Annotated in this window: 11 protein-coding genes; 7 read left to right on the top strand and 4 right to left on the bottom strand. The window is 73.6% G+C overall.

Features of this window, described 5'->3' with window-relative positions; genetic code table 11:
- The first annotated feature begins 78 nt into the window (after nucleotides 1-78).
- Both ABUL08_RS00650 and ABUL08_RS00645 read left to right on the top strand, forming a co-directional pair.
- Complete coding sequence (locus tag ABUL08_RS00650; RefSeq protein WP_350933651.1) at nucleotides 79-1,815, top strand: lamin tail domain-containing protein; 1,737 nt, start codon at nucleotides 79-81, stop codon at nucleotides 1,813-1,815.
- Nucleotides 1,812-2,390, top strand: a complete 579-nt coding sequence (locus ABUL08_RS00645) for an SH3 domain-containing protein (RefSeq protein ID WP_350933650.1) — start codon at nucleotides 1,812-1,814, stop codon at nucleotides 2,388-2,390. Before ABUL08_RS00650 ends, ABUL08_RS00645 begins: the two co-directional genes overlap by 4 nt.
- A 49-nt stretch (nucleotides 2,391-2,439) precedes the next feature.
- On the opposite strand, the gene ABUL08_RS00640 is transcribed toward ABUL08_RS00645, so the two are convergent.
- Entirely contained in the window at nucleotides 2,440-3,372 is a 933-nt protein-coding gene (locus ABUL08_RS00640; RefSeq protein ID WP_350933649.1) for an ABC transporter ATP-binding protein, read from the bottom strand.
- Nucleotides 3,373-3,719: 347 nt separating this feature from the next.
- Here ABUL08_RS00640 and ABUL08_RS00635 point away from each other — a divergent pair, with 347 nt between their 5' ends.
- From ABUL08_RS00635 to ABUL08_RS00615, 5 genes are all read left to right on the top strand, one after another.
- The gene (locus tag ABUL08_RS00635) at nucleotides 3,720-5,864 is read left to right on the top strand and encodes a TRAP transporter permease (protein ID WP_350933648.1); all 2,145 of its coding nucleotides are present in this window, start codon (nucleotides 3,720-3,722) and stop codon (nucleotides 5,862-5,864) included.
- A complete protein-coding gene (locus tag ABUL08_RS00630; protein ID WP_350933647.1) occupies nucleotides 5,861-6,880 on the top strand; it encodes a TAXI family TRAP transporter solute-binding subunit in 1,020 nt (339 codons plus the stop codon). The genes ABUL08_RS00635 and ABUL08_RS00630 overlap by 4 nt, the downstream gene beginning before the upstream one ends.
- A 65-nt stretch (nucleotides 6,881-6,945) precedes the next feature.
- Entirely contained in the window at nucleotides 6,946-9,339 is a 2,394-nt protein-coding gene (locus tag ABUL08_RS00625) for a sensor histidine kinase (protein ID WP_350933646.1), read from the top strand.
- Nucleotides 9,336-9,728 carry a roadblock/LC7 domain-containing protein gene (locus tag ABUL08_RS00620; protein ID WP_242793526.1) on the top strand — a complete coding sequence of 131 codons (393 nt, stop codon included), beginning with the start codon at nucleotides 9,336-9,338 and terminating at the stop codon, nucleotides 9,726-9,728. Before ABUL08_RS00625 ends, ABUL08_RS00620 begins: the two co-directional genes overlap by 4 nt.
- Nucleotides 9,725-10,696: a TAXI family TRAP transporter solute-binding subunit gene (locus tag ABUL08_RS00615; protein WP_350933645.1), complete on the top strand. Its 972-nt coding sequence runs from the start codon at nucleotides 9,725-9,727 to the stop codon at nucleotides 10,694-10,696. The genes ABUL08_RS00620 and ABUL08_RS00615 overlap by 4 nt, the downstream gene beginning before the upstream one ends.
- A gap of 3 nt (nucleotides 10,697-10,699) precedes the next feature.
- On the opposite strand, the gene ABUL08_RS00610 is transcribed toward ABUL08_RS00615, so the two are convergent.
- The 3 genes from ABUL08_RS00610 to ABUL08_RS00600 all read right to left on the bottom strand — a co-directional run bounded on the left by ABUL08_RS00610 (nucleotide 10,700) and on the right by ABUL08_RS00600 (nucleotide 13,470).
- Nucleotides 10,700-11,236: a hypothetical protein gene (locus ABUL08_RS00610; RefSeq protein WP_350933644.1), complete on the bottom strand. Its 537-nt coding sequence runs from the start codon at nucleotides 11,234-11,236 to the stop codon at nucleotides 10,700-10,702.
- Nucleotides 11,236-13,101, bottom strand: a complete 1,866-nt coding sequence (dnaG, locus tag ABUL08_RS00605) for a DNA primase (RefSeq protein ID WP_350933642.1) — start codon at nucleotides 13,099-13,101, stop codon at nucleotides 11,236-11,238. The genes ABUL08_RS00610 and dnaG overlap by 1 nt, the downstream gene beginning before the upstream one ends.
- A gap of 117 nt (nucleotides 13,102-13,218) precedes the next feature.
- Nucleotides 13,219-13,470, bottom strand: coding sequence for a helix-turn-helix transcriptional regulator (locus ABUL08_RS00600; protein WP_350933641.1), 252 nt, complete (start codon nucleotides 13,468-13,470; stop codon nucleotides 13,219-13,221).

Here is a 13,470-nt window from a genome sequence, read left to right as displayed (position 1 = left end):
TTATCGACGCCTGTCACTGCGAGTGTCCCGTCCCGGCGTGAACCAGCGCGCCGCCCACCGGTACCTCGGAGGCCAACAGTGCGTCGTCCCCGTCCCGTTCCGCTGCTGACAGCGGGGCTTCTGCTCGCGGCCACCGCCGCGCTCGTCACCCCGCCCGCCGCGTCCGCCGCCGTCGCCGACGCCCCGCACTGCTCCACCGCCGGCACCTGGCGGCAGGGCGAGTTCAACATCTACTGGTTCGATGTGGAGCAGGGCGACTCCCAGCTCATCGTCGGTCCGACCGGCCGGACCATGCTGGTGGACCTCGGCGAGACCGCCTTCAACTCCACCACGAACACCAACGCGACGAAGGTGGCGGCGCAGATCCGCAGCATCTGCGGCGTCGCCACCGGACCGGTGCACCTGGACTACGTGCTGGCCTCCCACCACCACCTGGACCACATCGGCTACGCGGCCAACCCCAACGACACCACGAAGTACGGCAACGGCCTCTACCAACTGCTCGCCCCGACCGCCAGCGGCGGCCTCGGCTTCACCGTCGGCGCCCTCTACGACCACGACGGCGGCGTCTGGGCCGACGCCAACGGTGACGGCGACTGCGACCCGGGCACCTCCACCACGCCGAGCAACGAGGTCGCGTACCACAACGCGGGGACCACCTCGACCACTGCCGTCCGCTGGATGTGCTGGCTGTACGGGCCCGCCGCGCAGGCCGACCGGGCCAACATCGCCGGCAAGGTCCAGCGGATCACCAACAGCGCCGCGTGGCCCACCTTCGACCTCGGCACCGGGGTCACCTCGGCCGTGGTCGAGGCGAACGGCAAGGACATCAAGCAGGCGGACGGGGTGACCACGGTCAGCGGCGACCACACCGCCGACGCCAGCCCGCCCAGCGAGAACGACTACTCGATCGGCGTCCGGACCGCGTTCGGGCCGTTCGTGTACGCCACCGCCGGGGACAGCGACGGCGAGTGGACCACCAGCGCCAACGGCTACACCTACAACAACATCGAGGCGCTGCTCGCCACGAAGATGGGTGCGGTCAACGCGTTGCGCGCCAACCACCACGGTTCGGCGCACTCCTCGTCCGACACCTACCTGAAGGCGACCACCCCGCAGGTCGGCTTCATCTCCTGCGGCACCAACTCGTACGGCCACCCGGGCAACCGCACCCTGGACGCGTTCCGGGCCGTCGGCGCCGACATCTACCTCGCCAACGACCCGTGCGACACCACCGACACCACCGGCGCGGCGATCAACTACTCCGGCACGTTCAACCACGACGGGACCGTGCACCTCTTCACCACCGGCGGCGGCGCCGGCTTCACGGTCACGTACGACGCGGGTAGCCGCACGTACACCACCCGGACCGGCGGCGGCAGCGGCGGGACCGGCGGGGACCCGACCCGGGTGAAGGTCAACGAGGTGCTGATGGCCCCCTCCGGCACCGGCACCGAGTGGGTGGAGCTCTACAACCCGACCACCTCCGCCGTCGACGTCAGCGGCCTGTACGTGGACGACGTCGCCGGTGGCGGCGGTACGCCCCGGCAGATCCCGGCCGGCACCACCATCCCGGCCGGCGGCCGTTGGGTGATGGACATCCCGAGCGGCTTCCTCAACAACACCGGTGCCGAATCGGTCCGCTTCCTGAAGATCGCCAGTGGCGTGGAGACCGTCTACGACAGCTACTCCTGGTCGCTCGGCTCCACCCAGTACGACAAGGTCTTCCACCGTGCCGGCGACGGGGGCACCTGGTGCGGCACCATCTCCGCCGCCGTCACCAAGGGCACCGCCAACCCCACGACCTGCCCGTGACGCCCCGGATGCGGGGTGTCCTGGCCGGCGCGACACTGCTGCTGGCCCTGGTCGGCACGGCGGCGGCCACCGGCGGCGGGTCGCTCTCCGCGCCGCCGGCCCGGGCCGCCACCGGGGACGGCCGGCTCGTGCTGGTGAGCGGCCGGGACGACCACGGCCTGCTCGCCGTCGAGCGGGTGGCGCTGCGGGACCGGCCGGCGGCGGACGCGGCCGAGGTCGGGCAGGTGCCCGACGGCACCCTCGCCCGCGTGGAAGAGGTACGCGGCTCCTGGCTGCGGGTCCGCACCGTGGAGGGCCCGCCGACGCGGGGCTGGCTGGACGACTTCTTCCTGCGCGGCGGGGTGCATCTGGTGGGTCCGCCGCCGACCTGCGCCGTACCGTTCGGCGGCGGGACGGTGCCGGTGGGCGAGCAGGCGGTCGTGCTGGACCTGCGGGCGGACCGGGCCGAGGTGCGGATCAACCGCACCGGGGCCACGGACTGGGTGGACCGGGCCGTGGTCCGGGAGATCCCGCCCGAACGGTGCACCCCGACCGGGCCGGAGCAGCCGCACGCCGACCACCAGCACCACCACTGACCGCGCGGCCGGTCCGGCGCCTCTGGCGCCGGACCGGCGCCACGAGGGATCAGTCGACCAGGGTGCGGCCGGTGAGGTGCAGGAAGACGTCCTCCAGGCTGCTGCGCCGGACCAGCACGCTGGCCGGGGCCAGACCGCGCGCGGTGACCTGCTCGACCGCGGCGTCCCCGTCGGAGACATAGAGCAGGATCCGGTCCGGCAGCACCTCGACCCGCTCGCCCAGGCCGTCGAGCTTGCCGGCGAAGGGCTCCTGCGACTCGGCGGTGAAGCGCAGCTCCACCACCTCGCGGGTCGAGTGCTCCTCGATCAGCGCACGGGGCGAGCCCTCGGCGACGATCCGGCCGCCGTCCATCACCACGAGCCGGTCGCAGAGCTGCTCGGCCTCGTCCATGTAGTGCGTGGTGAGCACCAGCGTGACGCCCTGCTGCTTGAGCCGGAACAGTCGTTCCCAGACCAGGTGGCGGGCCTGCGGGTCGAGGCCGGTGGTCGGCTCGTCGAGCAGCACGATCTCCGGGTTGTTGACCAGCGAGCGGGCGATCGTCAGTCGGCGTTTCATGCCGCCGGAGAGCGGCTCGACCTTGCTGTCGGCCCGCTCGGTGAGCTGGACGAAGTCGAGCAGCTCGGCGGCCCGCTCCCGGGCGACCCGACGCGGGATGCCGAAGTAGCGCGCGTAGGTGGTCAGGTTCTCCCGGACGGTCAGCTCGGGGTCGAGGTTGTCCAGCTGGGGGCAGACGCCCAGCCGGGCCCGGATGGCGGTGCCCTGGCGGACCGGGTCCATGCCGAGGATGCGCAGCTCGCCGCCGGTGGGCGGGGAGATGCAGCCGATCATCCGCATGGTGGAGGACTTGCCCGCGCCGTTCGGCCCGAGGAAGCCGAACGCCTCGCCGGGACGTACCTCGACGTCGATGCCGTCGACGGCGGTGAAGTCGCCGAACCGCTTCACCAGCCCCCGGGCCTGGATGAGTGGTTGCGCTGTGGTCACCGACCGACCCTAGCCGCCCGGTCCGACACCTTCGACCGATAAACGACCGGAGCGGACGGCACCAGGAGCACTACGCAGAGCTATCACGCTACTCATCGTGATCCCCGCGCCGGCCGGCGGGACACCCGCCGCGCCCCCGTTTCCACCGGGCAAGATCCCCCATAGTGGACAGACCGTTTTCGGACGCCGTCGAGCAGCCGCGGACCTCGCACCAACCAGCGAGAACATTGTGAAAATTGTTTCAGTATTATCGTGCTCTGAGTAATTGCGACCGCATTTCCGTGACTTAGCGCAATCATGGTCAGCAATGTTCCGTGGTGTACGTCATTCGCGTATCGTGCCCCCTCGTGTCATCCGTTCGCTCCTCCGGCGGCCTCTCCGCGGCCTCACCACCCGCGGGGACGGACGACGGACCCGCCCACCCGCACCACGACCCGCATGAACTCGCCGCCCGCTTCGAGGACGAGAAGCCGGGGCGCGTCCTCACCGGACCGGTCGATGTCGTGGTCACCGCGGCGACCGTGGGGATCGCACTGCTCGCGCTCTGGCAGGTCTTCTTCCCGCTCGCCCAGGGCAGCAAGTACTACCTGATCATTTTCCTGGCCGGGGTGCTCCCGGTGGTGTTCCTGGCGTACCCGGCGGACCTGCCGCTCCCCCGCCGCCGGGCCCGCACCGAGGCTCCCGCCGACAGCGCCGGCCCGACCGGGCCGACCGTGGTCGACTGGGTCCTGGCCGTCGCCGCCCTGGTCAGCTGCCTCTATCCCGTGCTCCCGCTGACCCTCGGCTCCGGCGGCGGCGGGTACGACGCCTTCCTCGACCGGCAGGGGCTGCTGGTCCCGCTGGACGTGGCGATGGGCACGGCGCTGCTGCTCCTGCTGCTGGAGGCGTGCCGGCGCACCACCGGCTGGATCCTGCCCGCGGTCTGCCTGCTCTTCCTGGCCTACGGCTACTACGGCGGGCTGCTGCCGCAGTCCTGGCCGGTGGCCCACGCGGGGCTCGACTTCGACCAGCTCGTCGACGCCTTCTACAACTCCGACAGCGGCTTCTACGGCACCCCGCTCGACGTCGCCGCGTCGTACATCGTGCTCTTCACCATCTATGGCGCGGTGCTCGACCTCTCGGGTGCCGGCCGGTTCTTCGTGGAACTCTCCGCCGCCGCCTTCCGACGCTCCCGGACCGCCGCGGGCCGCACCGCCGTCGCCTCCGGCTTCCTGCTCGGCACCGTCTCCGGCTCGGGCGCCGCGACGACCGTGAGCATCGGGGCGGTCACCTGGCCCATCCTGCGCCGCGCCGGCTACCCGGCCGAGCGGGCCGGCGGGATGCTCGCCGCCGCCGGCGTGGGCGCGATCCTCTCCCCGCCGACCCTGGGTGCCGCCGCCTTCATCATCGCCGAGTACCTCGGCGTCTCCTACCTCCAGGTGCTCGGCTGGGCGACCGTCCCGACGATCCTCTACTACCTGGGCATCCTGCTCTCGGTGGAGATCGACGCCCGGCGCTCCGGGGTGCGCCCGGTGGTGATCGAGACCGCCTCGGCGTGGCGGCTGCTCGCCCGCTTCGGCTACCACTTCCTCTCGCTCATCGTGATCATCGCGGTGCTCGCCGTCGGTGCGTCCGCGACGAAGGCGGTGGTGATCGCCACCGTCCTCGCCGCCGCGCTGTCCTTCCTGGACCGTCGGCACCGGCTCACGCCCCGCCGGCTGGTCGCCGCGCTCGGCAACGGCGTACGCGGGGTGCTCGCGGTGAGCGCGGTCTGCGCGGCGGCGGGCATCATCACCGCGACGACCACGAAGACCGGGCTCGGCCCGCAGGCCGCCGCGCTGCTGGTCGGCGGGGCCCGGACGGTGAGCGCGGAACCGGCGGTGGTGCTCGCGCTCACCGCGCTCCTCGCCGCCGTCGCGCTCAGCCTGCTCGGGCTGGCCGTGCCGGTCACCGCGTCCTTCGTGATCGGTTGGGTGATCATCGGGCCGGCGCTGCTGAACCTCGGCGTCGCCGCGCCCGCCGCCGCCATGTTCGTCTTCTACTTCGCGGTGCTCTCCGAGGTGTCGCCGCCGACCGCGCTCGCCGCCGTGGCCGCCGCCGCGGTGACCGGCGGCCGGCTGGTGCCGACCATGTGGCAGACCCTGCGGTACGCGCTGCCCGCGTACCTGATCCCGATCGCCTTCGTGATCACCCCGGCCGGGCTGGGACTGCTCGGCATCGGCGGCCCGGGCCGGATCGCGGTCGCCGGGGCGGTCGGGGCGCTCGGCGTCGCCGTGCTCGCCGTTGCGGCGGGCGGCTGGCTGCCCGGCGTCGGCCCGGCCGGCGTGCCGGAGCGGCTGCTCGGCGCGTTCGCCGGGGTGACGCTGCTCTGGCTGGAACCCGTGCCCGTCACCATCGGCGTGCTCTCCGCCGCCGTGATGGTCGCGGGTGTGCTCGTACGACGCGGATCCGCCGGCCGTGCCGGCGGACCGTCGGCAGGACAACCGGTGCACCATGGGGAGGAGACACAGTGAGACGGATCAACGTGCGGATCGCCGCGGGCGTGGGTGCGCTGGCCCTCGTCGCGGCCGGCGCCGCCGGATGCGGGGGCCGTCAGGACGGAGCGGCGAAGGACGACGCCGCCAGCGAGATCACCTGCAAGGTCACCAAGGAGACCCGGGTCGGCATCGCCACCGGCAACGCCACCGGCGTCTACTACGTCGTCGGCAACGCGCTGGCCGGTCAGCTCTCCGGCGCCACCGGCGGCAAGCTCACCGGCACCGCCGCCGAGACCGGCGCCTCCGTGCAGAACATCGAGCAGCTCGTCGGCGGCCAGTACGACGTCGCCTTCTCGCTCTTCGACACCGCCGTCAACGCCGTGCAGGGCAAGGGCAGCTTCACCGCGCCGCAGCCGGTGGAGGCGCTCGCCCGGATCTACGACAACTACACCCAGGTCGTCGTCCGGTCCGACGCCGGGATCACCTCGGTCGCCGACATGAAGGGCAAGAAGATCTCCACCGGCTCCCCCAAGTCCGGTACCGAGGTCATCGCCAACCGGCTGCTCACCGCCGCCGGCCTCGACCCGGCCAAGGACGTGCAGGCCCAGCGGCTGGACCTGGCCAAGACCGTGGACGGGATGAAGGACGGCAGCATCGACGGCTTCTTCTGGTCCGGCGGCGTCCCGACCGGCGGGGTGACGGACCTGTTCACCACGTCCGGCGACAAGGTGAAGTTCCTCGACATCACCCCGCTGCTGCCCAAGATGACCGAGCTGAACCCGGCCTACCAGGCCGGCACGATCAAGGCGGACGTCTACCGGACGGCGGCGGACACCCCGACCATCGTGGTGCCGAACGTGCTGCTGGTCCGCAAGGACCTGGACGCCGACGTGGCCTGCGCGATCACCCGGACCGTCTTCGACAGGAAGGACGCGCTGGCCCAGGCGAACCCGGCCGCGAAGGGCATCGCCCTGGAGAACGCCCGCAAGACCGACCCGGTGCCGCTGCACCGGGGTGCGGCGAAGGCGTTGCAGGACCTCGGCGCGAGCTGACCCACCGGCGCCGGGCCCGGCAGACCCCCGGGCCCGGCGCTCCCGACCCCTCACCGGGAGACCCCGTGCCGCTCCCCGCACCCGCCCGCGTACGCCGGCACCACCGACCCGACGACGCCACCGACCAGCTCCGATCGGTACGCACCCAGCTGCTCGCCCCGATCCTGGTGGCGACCGTCGGGCTGATCGTGCTGGGCGCGCCCCAGACCGGGACCGCCCTCGACGCGTCCGCCGACGCCGACCGGGCCCGGGTGCTGGCCGGCACCGCCACCGCCACCGTCCGCCTCGTGCACGAACTGGAGCAGGAACTCGGCGAGACGTCGGCCCTGCGCCAGCGGGGCGGCTCGTCGGGCCGGCCGCTGGTGGACGCGCAGCGGCTGCGGGTGGACACCGCCGTCGACCGGTACCGCTCGGCCAGCCGGGCGGCCCGCGGGGCGGCACCGGACCTGGTCCGGGTGCTGGAGGAGGCGGACGGGCAGCTCGGTCGGCTCGACCCGACCAGGAACCTGGCGCTGGTCGCCGAGACCGCCGACCCGGCGTACGGGTCCATGGTGGAGTCGCTGCTGGCGGTGGCGGACGCGCTACCGGCCCAGCTGCGCGACGCCGGGCTGGCCAACGGGGCCCGGGAGGTCGCCGCGGTGGCGGCGCAGGAGCACCTGGCCGCCCTCGAACGCGACCGGCTCCGGGCGATCTTCATCCGGGGCACGCTGGCCGACGGGGACCTGGCCCGGCTCGGTGAGCTGCGGGGCGCCCGGGAACAGCGGCAGGCCGAGTTCTCCCGGATCGCCAGCGGGCCGGCGGCCGCCGCCTGGTCCCGCCTGGTGACCGGGACCGACGTGGCCACCGCCGAGCGGCTGCGTGCCGGCGCGCTCGCCGCCGACAGCGCACCGGCCGGGCTGAAGACCGACGCCGACGCCTGGTACGTCGCGCAGAGCGGGACGATCCGCCGGTACAACCTGCTCGGCCGGGAACTCTCCGAGGACCTCGACCGGGACGCCGCCGAGCTGGCGCGTACCGCCCGGCGGCGGGCTCTGCTCACGGCCGGGGCGACCAGCACGATCGCGCTCGCCTCGCTGGCCACCGCGATCCTGCTGGCGGTGCGGACCAGCCGACGGCTGCGCCGGCTGCGGGTCGCCGCGCTCACCATGGCGCACCGGGAACTGCCGGAGCGGATCACCGCGATCGCGGCCGGCGAGGGCACCCCCGGCGAGGGTTCCGCGACCCGGCTGACCGCCGGGATACGACGGGGCCGGGACGAGGTGGCCCAGGTCGCCGAGGCGTTCGACACGGTGAACCGGGCCGCGCTGCGGCTGGCCGGCGAGCAGGCCGAGCTGCGGATGGACGTGACCCGGATGGCGGAGGCACTGGCCCGCCGCATCCGTACGCTGATCACCCGCCAGCTGCGGCTGCTCGACGAGTTCGAGCGGGAGGAGACCGACCCGGACGCCCTGGCCCGTCTCTTCGCGCTGGACCACCTGGCCGCCCGGATGCGGCGCAACGGCGAGAACCTGCTGGTCCTGGCGGGTGGCGAGCCGGGGCGCGGGCACGAGGGCGCGCACCTGCTCGCCGACGTGGTCCGCGCCGCCGCCTCGGAGATCGAGGAGTACCTGCGGGTGGAGGTGGACGTGCCGCTGGCGGCGGTGCACGGCAGCGCGGTGGGCAACCTGGCGCACCTGCTGGCCGAGTTGCTGGAGAACGCCACCCTCTACTCGCCCCCGCACACTCCGGTGCTGGTCGACGGTCGTCGTACGGTCGACGGGCTCACCCTGCGCGTGCACGACCAGGGCATCGGCATCAGCGAGGGCCGGCTCACCGTGATCAACGAGCGGCTGGCCGCGCCGGCCATGCTCTCCAGCGCCGCCGCCGGCAGCATGGGCCTGCACGTGGTGGCGCACCTGGCGGCCCGGCTCGGGGTGCGGGTGCAGCTGCACCACGCCGGCAGCGGCACCGTCGCCCAGGTGGAGGTGCCGGAGGCGGTGCTGACCCGGGTCGACTCGGTCTCGCGCAGCCCCGCCCCGGTCGCCCGCCGTCCGGTCACCGCCGCGGCGGCTCCCTGGTTCCACCCCCGTGCCGACTCCGCCGTCGGCCCGTCGGCGGAGCCGGGACCGTCCCGGGAGCTGGTCACCACCCCACCGGACCCGGACAGCCTGCGCCGGGCGACCACCGTCACCCTGCCGCCGGTGGCGCGTACCGGCACGGTCCGGGGCACCGCCCGGGTGGCCGGGCTGCCGGAGCCCGCCCCGGCGGCCGGACCGGCTCCGGTGACCCCGGCCGGTCTGCCCCGTCGTACCCGGGGCGGTCAACTGCCCGCCCCGCTGCACGAGATGCCACCGTCGCGGCCCGCCGACGACCTGCTCGACCCGGAGGTGGTGCGGGCCCGGTTGTCCGCGCTCGCCGAGGGCGTGGCCACCGCGATGCGTCGTACCCCGCACACCACACCACACGGGAGATCCGAATGACCCCCTCCGTCAGCACCGGCCTCGACTGGCTCCTGGCGAACTTCGCCGAGCAGGTACCGGACGTGTCGCACGCCCTGGCGGTCTCCGGCGACGGGCTGCGGCTGGCCGCGTCGCCCGACCTCTCGACCGACCAGGTGGACCAGCTCGCCGCCGTGATCAGCGGCCTGGCCAGCCTCACCGTCGGCGCCGCCCGGCTGATGTCGGCCGGTCGGGTACGCCAGCAGATCGTCGACATGGACGGCGGGGTGCTGCTGGTGATGGCGGTCGGCGAACGCGCGCTGGTCGGGGTGCTCGCCGCGCCGGGCTGCGACCTGGGTCAGATCGGCTACGAGACGGCGATGCTGGTCCAGCGGGTGGCGGAGGCGCTGGAACCGGCGGTCCGGGCGTGACGCGTCGCCCGCCGAGGCTGCTGGCCGCCCTGCTGGTGGCCGTCCTCGCGGCGGCCGGCTGCGGTGCCCCGGACCGAGGGCCGCGGGCCTGGCACGAGGGCCGCATCTTCCTCGCCACCGGCAACACCACGGGCGTGTACTACCAGCTCGGCGGCGGCTACGCGGACGTGATCAGCCGGCACCTGCCCGGGTACGAGGCACGGGCCGAGCCGACCGGCGCGTCGGTGGACAACATCAACCGGTTGGTCAGCGGCGACATGGAGATCGGTTTCAGCCTCGCCGACACGGCGGCGGACGCGGTGGCCGGGCGGGGCGCGTTCGCCGGCCACCCGCAGCCGGTCCGGGCGCTGGCCCGGGTCTACACCAACTACACCCACGTGATCGTCCGGAGCGACGCGAAGATCAGGAACTTCGCCGAGCTGCGCGGCAGGCGGATCTCCACCGGTTCGCCGAAGTCCGGCACCGACATCATCGCCGGTCGGCTGCTGACCGCCTCCGGCATGGACCCGGACCGGGACGTCCGGCGGTTCACGCTGTCGCTGCCGGAGACGGTGAAGCGGATGCGGGCGGGCACCCTGGACGCGATGTTCTTCTCCGGCGGCCTGCCGACGCCCGGCATCAAGGACCTGCTCTCCACCGCACCGGGAGAGTTCGTGCTGCTGCCCGTCGCCGACCTGATCGACCCGCTCACCACCCGGTACGGCTCGGTCTACACCACCGCGGCCCTGCCGAAGGAGGTGTACGGCACGGCCACCTCCACCCCGACGGTCACCGTGGCGAACGTGATCCTGGTCAGCGCGGACATGCCCGACCAGCTCGCGTACGACCTGACCCGGCTGCTCTTCACCTATCAGGGCGACCTGGTCAAGGTGCACCCGGAGGCGGGCAACTTCACCCGGGAGAGCGGGGCGCGTACCGATCCCATCCCGCTGCACCCCGGCGCGGCCCGGTACTACCGGAACGGCTGAGGGTCAGCCGTCGACGGGGGCGGTGGCGGCGCGGGCGGCGGCGACCAGCCGGTCGGTCTCCGCGGTCACCGCCTCGTCGTCGGTGGGCGTGCCCGGGTCGTAGCGGACCGTCCAGGTCAGCCCGTCGACGCCGGGCACCCGGCGGGCGGCGATCCGGCCGCCGCCGCCGGGCACCGCGTGGTGCGCGGTGTACGCCACCGAACGGGTCACCCGGGCCCGCACCTGGTGCGGCAACTCACCCGGGTCGAGCAGCAGGTAGGTCTCGGCCGGGCAGTCCGCGACGACCAGGTAGTCGTCACGCTCGGCGACCCGCTCGGCCGGGGTGACGGTCAGCTCGCGCCCGGACCAGACCGCCTTGAGCAGGTCGTGCCAGCCGAGCCGGTGCGCCCGGCCGGGCAGCCAGAGCCCGAGGTTGCTGGCGACCAGCACCCCGTCGCCCTCGCCGTTGCCGGCGGCGGCCCAGGCGAGCACCCGCTCGTCGGACGCGAGCGGCGGCCGGGCGGCGGGCGGCAGCTTGGGCCGGCGGTTGAACAGTCCCATCACAGCCCTCCCGCGGCCTGCTCGCGCAGCGCCCGCGCGTGCTGCTCCAGCGAGAGCAGTTCCCCGAAGAGCGCGAAGTACTCGTCCTTGTTGCTGACCGGGTTGATCCGCTGGACCTTCGACTTGAGGTCCTTGATCCGGGCGGTGACCGAGCCCCACTGGAGGCGGGCCATGGTGATCGAGACGTAGCGCGGGTCGGGTTCGCCGTCGATCCGCAGCGGTTCGACGGCCAGCTCGCCGACCAGCGCCCGGGCGGCGAGGTCCTCGCAGGCGTCGCGGACCTGCTCGATCCAGACCGCGCCCCCGGTGGCGGTCGCCGCGCCGCCGGCCGCCGCGACCGCCGCCCGCACGGCGACGTGGACGGGATGGCGGTAGGCGTCGGCCTCCACGGCGTCGAACATCGGCCCGGCCAGCACCGGTTCCTGGAGGGCGAGCTTCAGCGCCTCCCGCTCGACCATCGACTGCGGGCTGTCCACGGCCGGGGCCGGGGCGGCGCGGCGCAGGGCGGGGGCGTCGGCGCCGGGCTGACCGTTCCCGGCCGTCTGCACGGCTCGCTGCACCGGCTCGATCTCCATGCCGAGGTCACCGGCGAGCTTGCGGACGTACTCCGGGCGCTTCTCCCGGTCCTTGATCTTGGCGACCAGCGGGGCGGCCCGGCGCATCGCCTCCACCCGGCCGTCGACGGTGTCCAGGTCGTAGCGGTTGATCACGTGGCGCAGCGCGAAGTCGACCAGCGGTTCGCGGCGCGCGACCAGGTCGCGGACGGCCAGGTCACCCTTGGCCAGCCGCAGCTCGCACGGGTCCATGTTGTCGGGGCTGACCGCGATGAAGGTACGCCCCACGAAGCGCTGGTCGTCCTCGAAGGCGCGCAGCGCGGCCTTCTGCCCGGCGGCGTCCCCGTCGAAGGTGAAGATGATCTCGCCGGCCACCGCGTCGGTGTCCAGCAGCAGCCGGCGCAGCACCCCGATGTGGTCGCCGCCGAACGCCGTGCCGCAGGTCGCCACGGCGGTCGGCACCCCCGCCAGGTGGCAGGCCATCACGTCGGTGTAGCCCTCGACGACGACCACCTTGCCCTGCTTGGCGATCTCCCGCTTGGCCTGGTCGATGCCGTAGAGGACGTGCGACTTCTTGTAGATCGGCGTCTCGGGGGTGTTCAGGTATTTCGGGCCGTCGTCGTCGGCGAAGAGCTTGCGGGCGCCGAAACCGATCACGTCGCCGGCGAGGTCGCGGATCGGCCACATCAGCCGGCGCCGGAACCGGTCGATCAGGGTGCCCGAGCGGGACGGGCGGGACAGCCCGCCGGTGACCAGCTCGTCATGGGTGAAGCCCTGCTGGCGCAGGTGCTTGGTGAGCAGGTCCCAGGCGTCCGGGGCGAAGCCGCAGCCGTAGCGTTCGGCGGCGGCCCGGTCGAAGCCCCGCTGGGCGAGGAACTCCCGGGCCGGGCGGGCGCCGGCCGTGCCGAGCTGGGCCTGGTAGAACTCCACCGCGGCGGCGTGCGCGGCCACCAGCCGCTGCCGCTGGCCCTGCTGCGGCCGGGTACGCGGGGCGGAGTTGTCGTTCTCCACGTACCGCAGCTGGATGCCGACCCGGTCGGCGAGCCGCTCGACGGACTCGACGAAGCTCAGGTGCTCGGCGTCCATCAGGAACTTGATCGCGTCGCCGCCGGCCCCGCAGCCGAAGCAGTACCAGACGTTGCGGGCGGGCGAGACGTTGAACGACGGGCTCTTCTCGTCGTGGAACGGGCAGAGGCCCTTGAGGTTGCCGCCGCCGGCCGACTTCAGGGTGACCGTGTCGGAGATGACCTCGGCGATGGAGGTGCGCTCACGGACCAGCGCGATGTCCTCGTCCCGGATCCGCCCCGCCATCTGACCCACCACCTCCGGCGTACATCCTGCCCTGCCGGACCGACGATCCGGCGCTCGGGGGACGGGCGTGTGGCGAACGACGCCGCACGGCCCGCCGATGTCCGGCGGGCCGTGCGGTCAGGCCGTCCGGCGCGCGCCGTCGGCGGCGTCGCCGATCCGGGGGAACGGCTCGATCGAGAAGACCACCTCGACCGGCACCTCGAAGTACGCGGCGATGCGCAGCGCCAGGTGCAGGCTCGGCCTGAACTCGCCCCGTTCCAGATAGCCGACCGTCTGGTAGTGCACCCCCAGGGCGTCGGCGAGCTGCCGCCGGGAGATCCCCCGCTCGGCGCGCAGCACCGCGATCCGGTTGTGCACCGTCTCACTCAT

It is taken from the genome of Micromonospora sp. CCTCC AA 2012012 (genome assembly GCF_040499845.1).
Lineage (GTDB): Bacteria > Actinomycetota > Actinomycetes > Mycobacteriales > Micromonosporaceae > Micromonospora > Micromonospora mangrovi.
The sequence above is the reverse complement of the archived record's forward strand: the minus strand, read 5'-3'. Positions and strand labels throughout refer to the sequence as shown.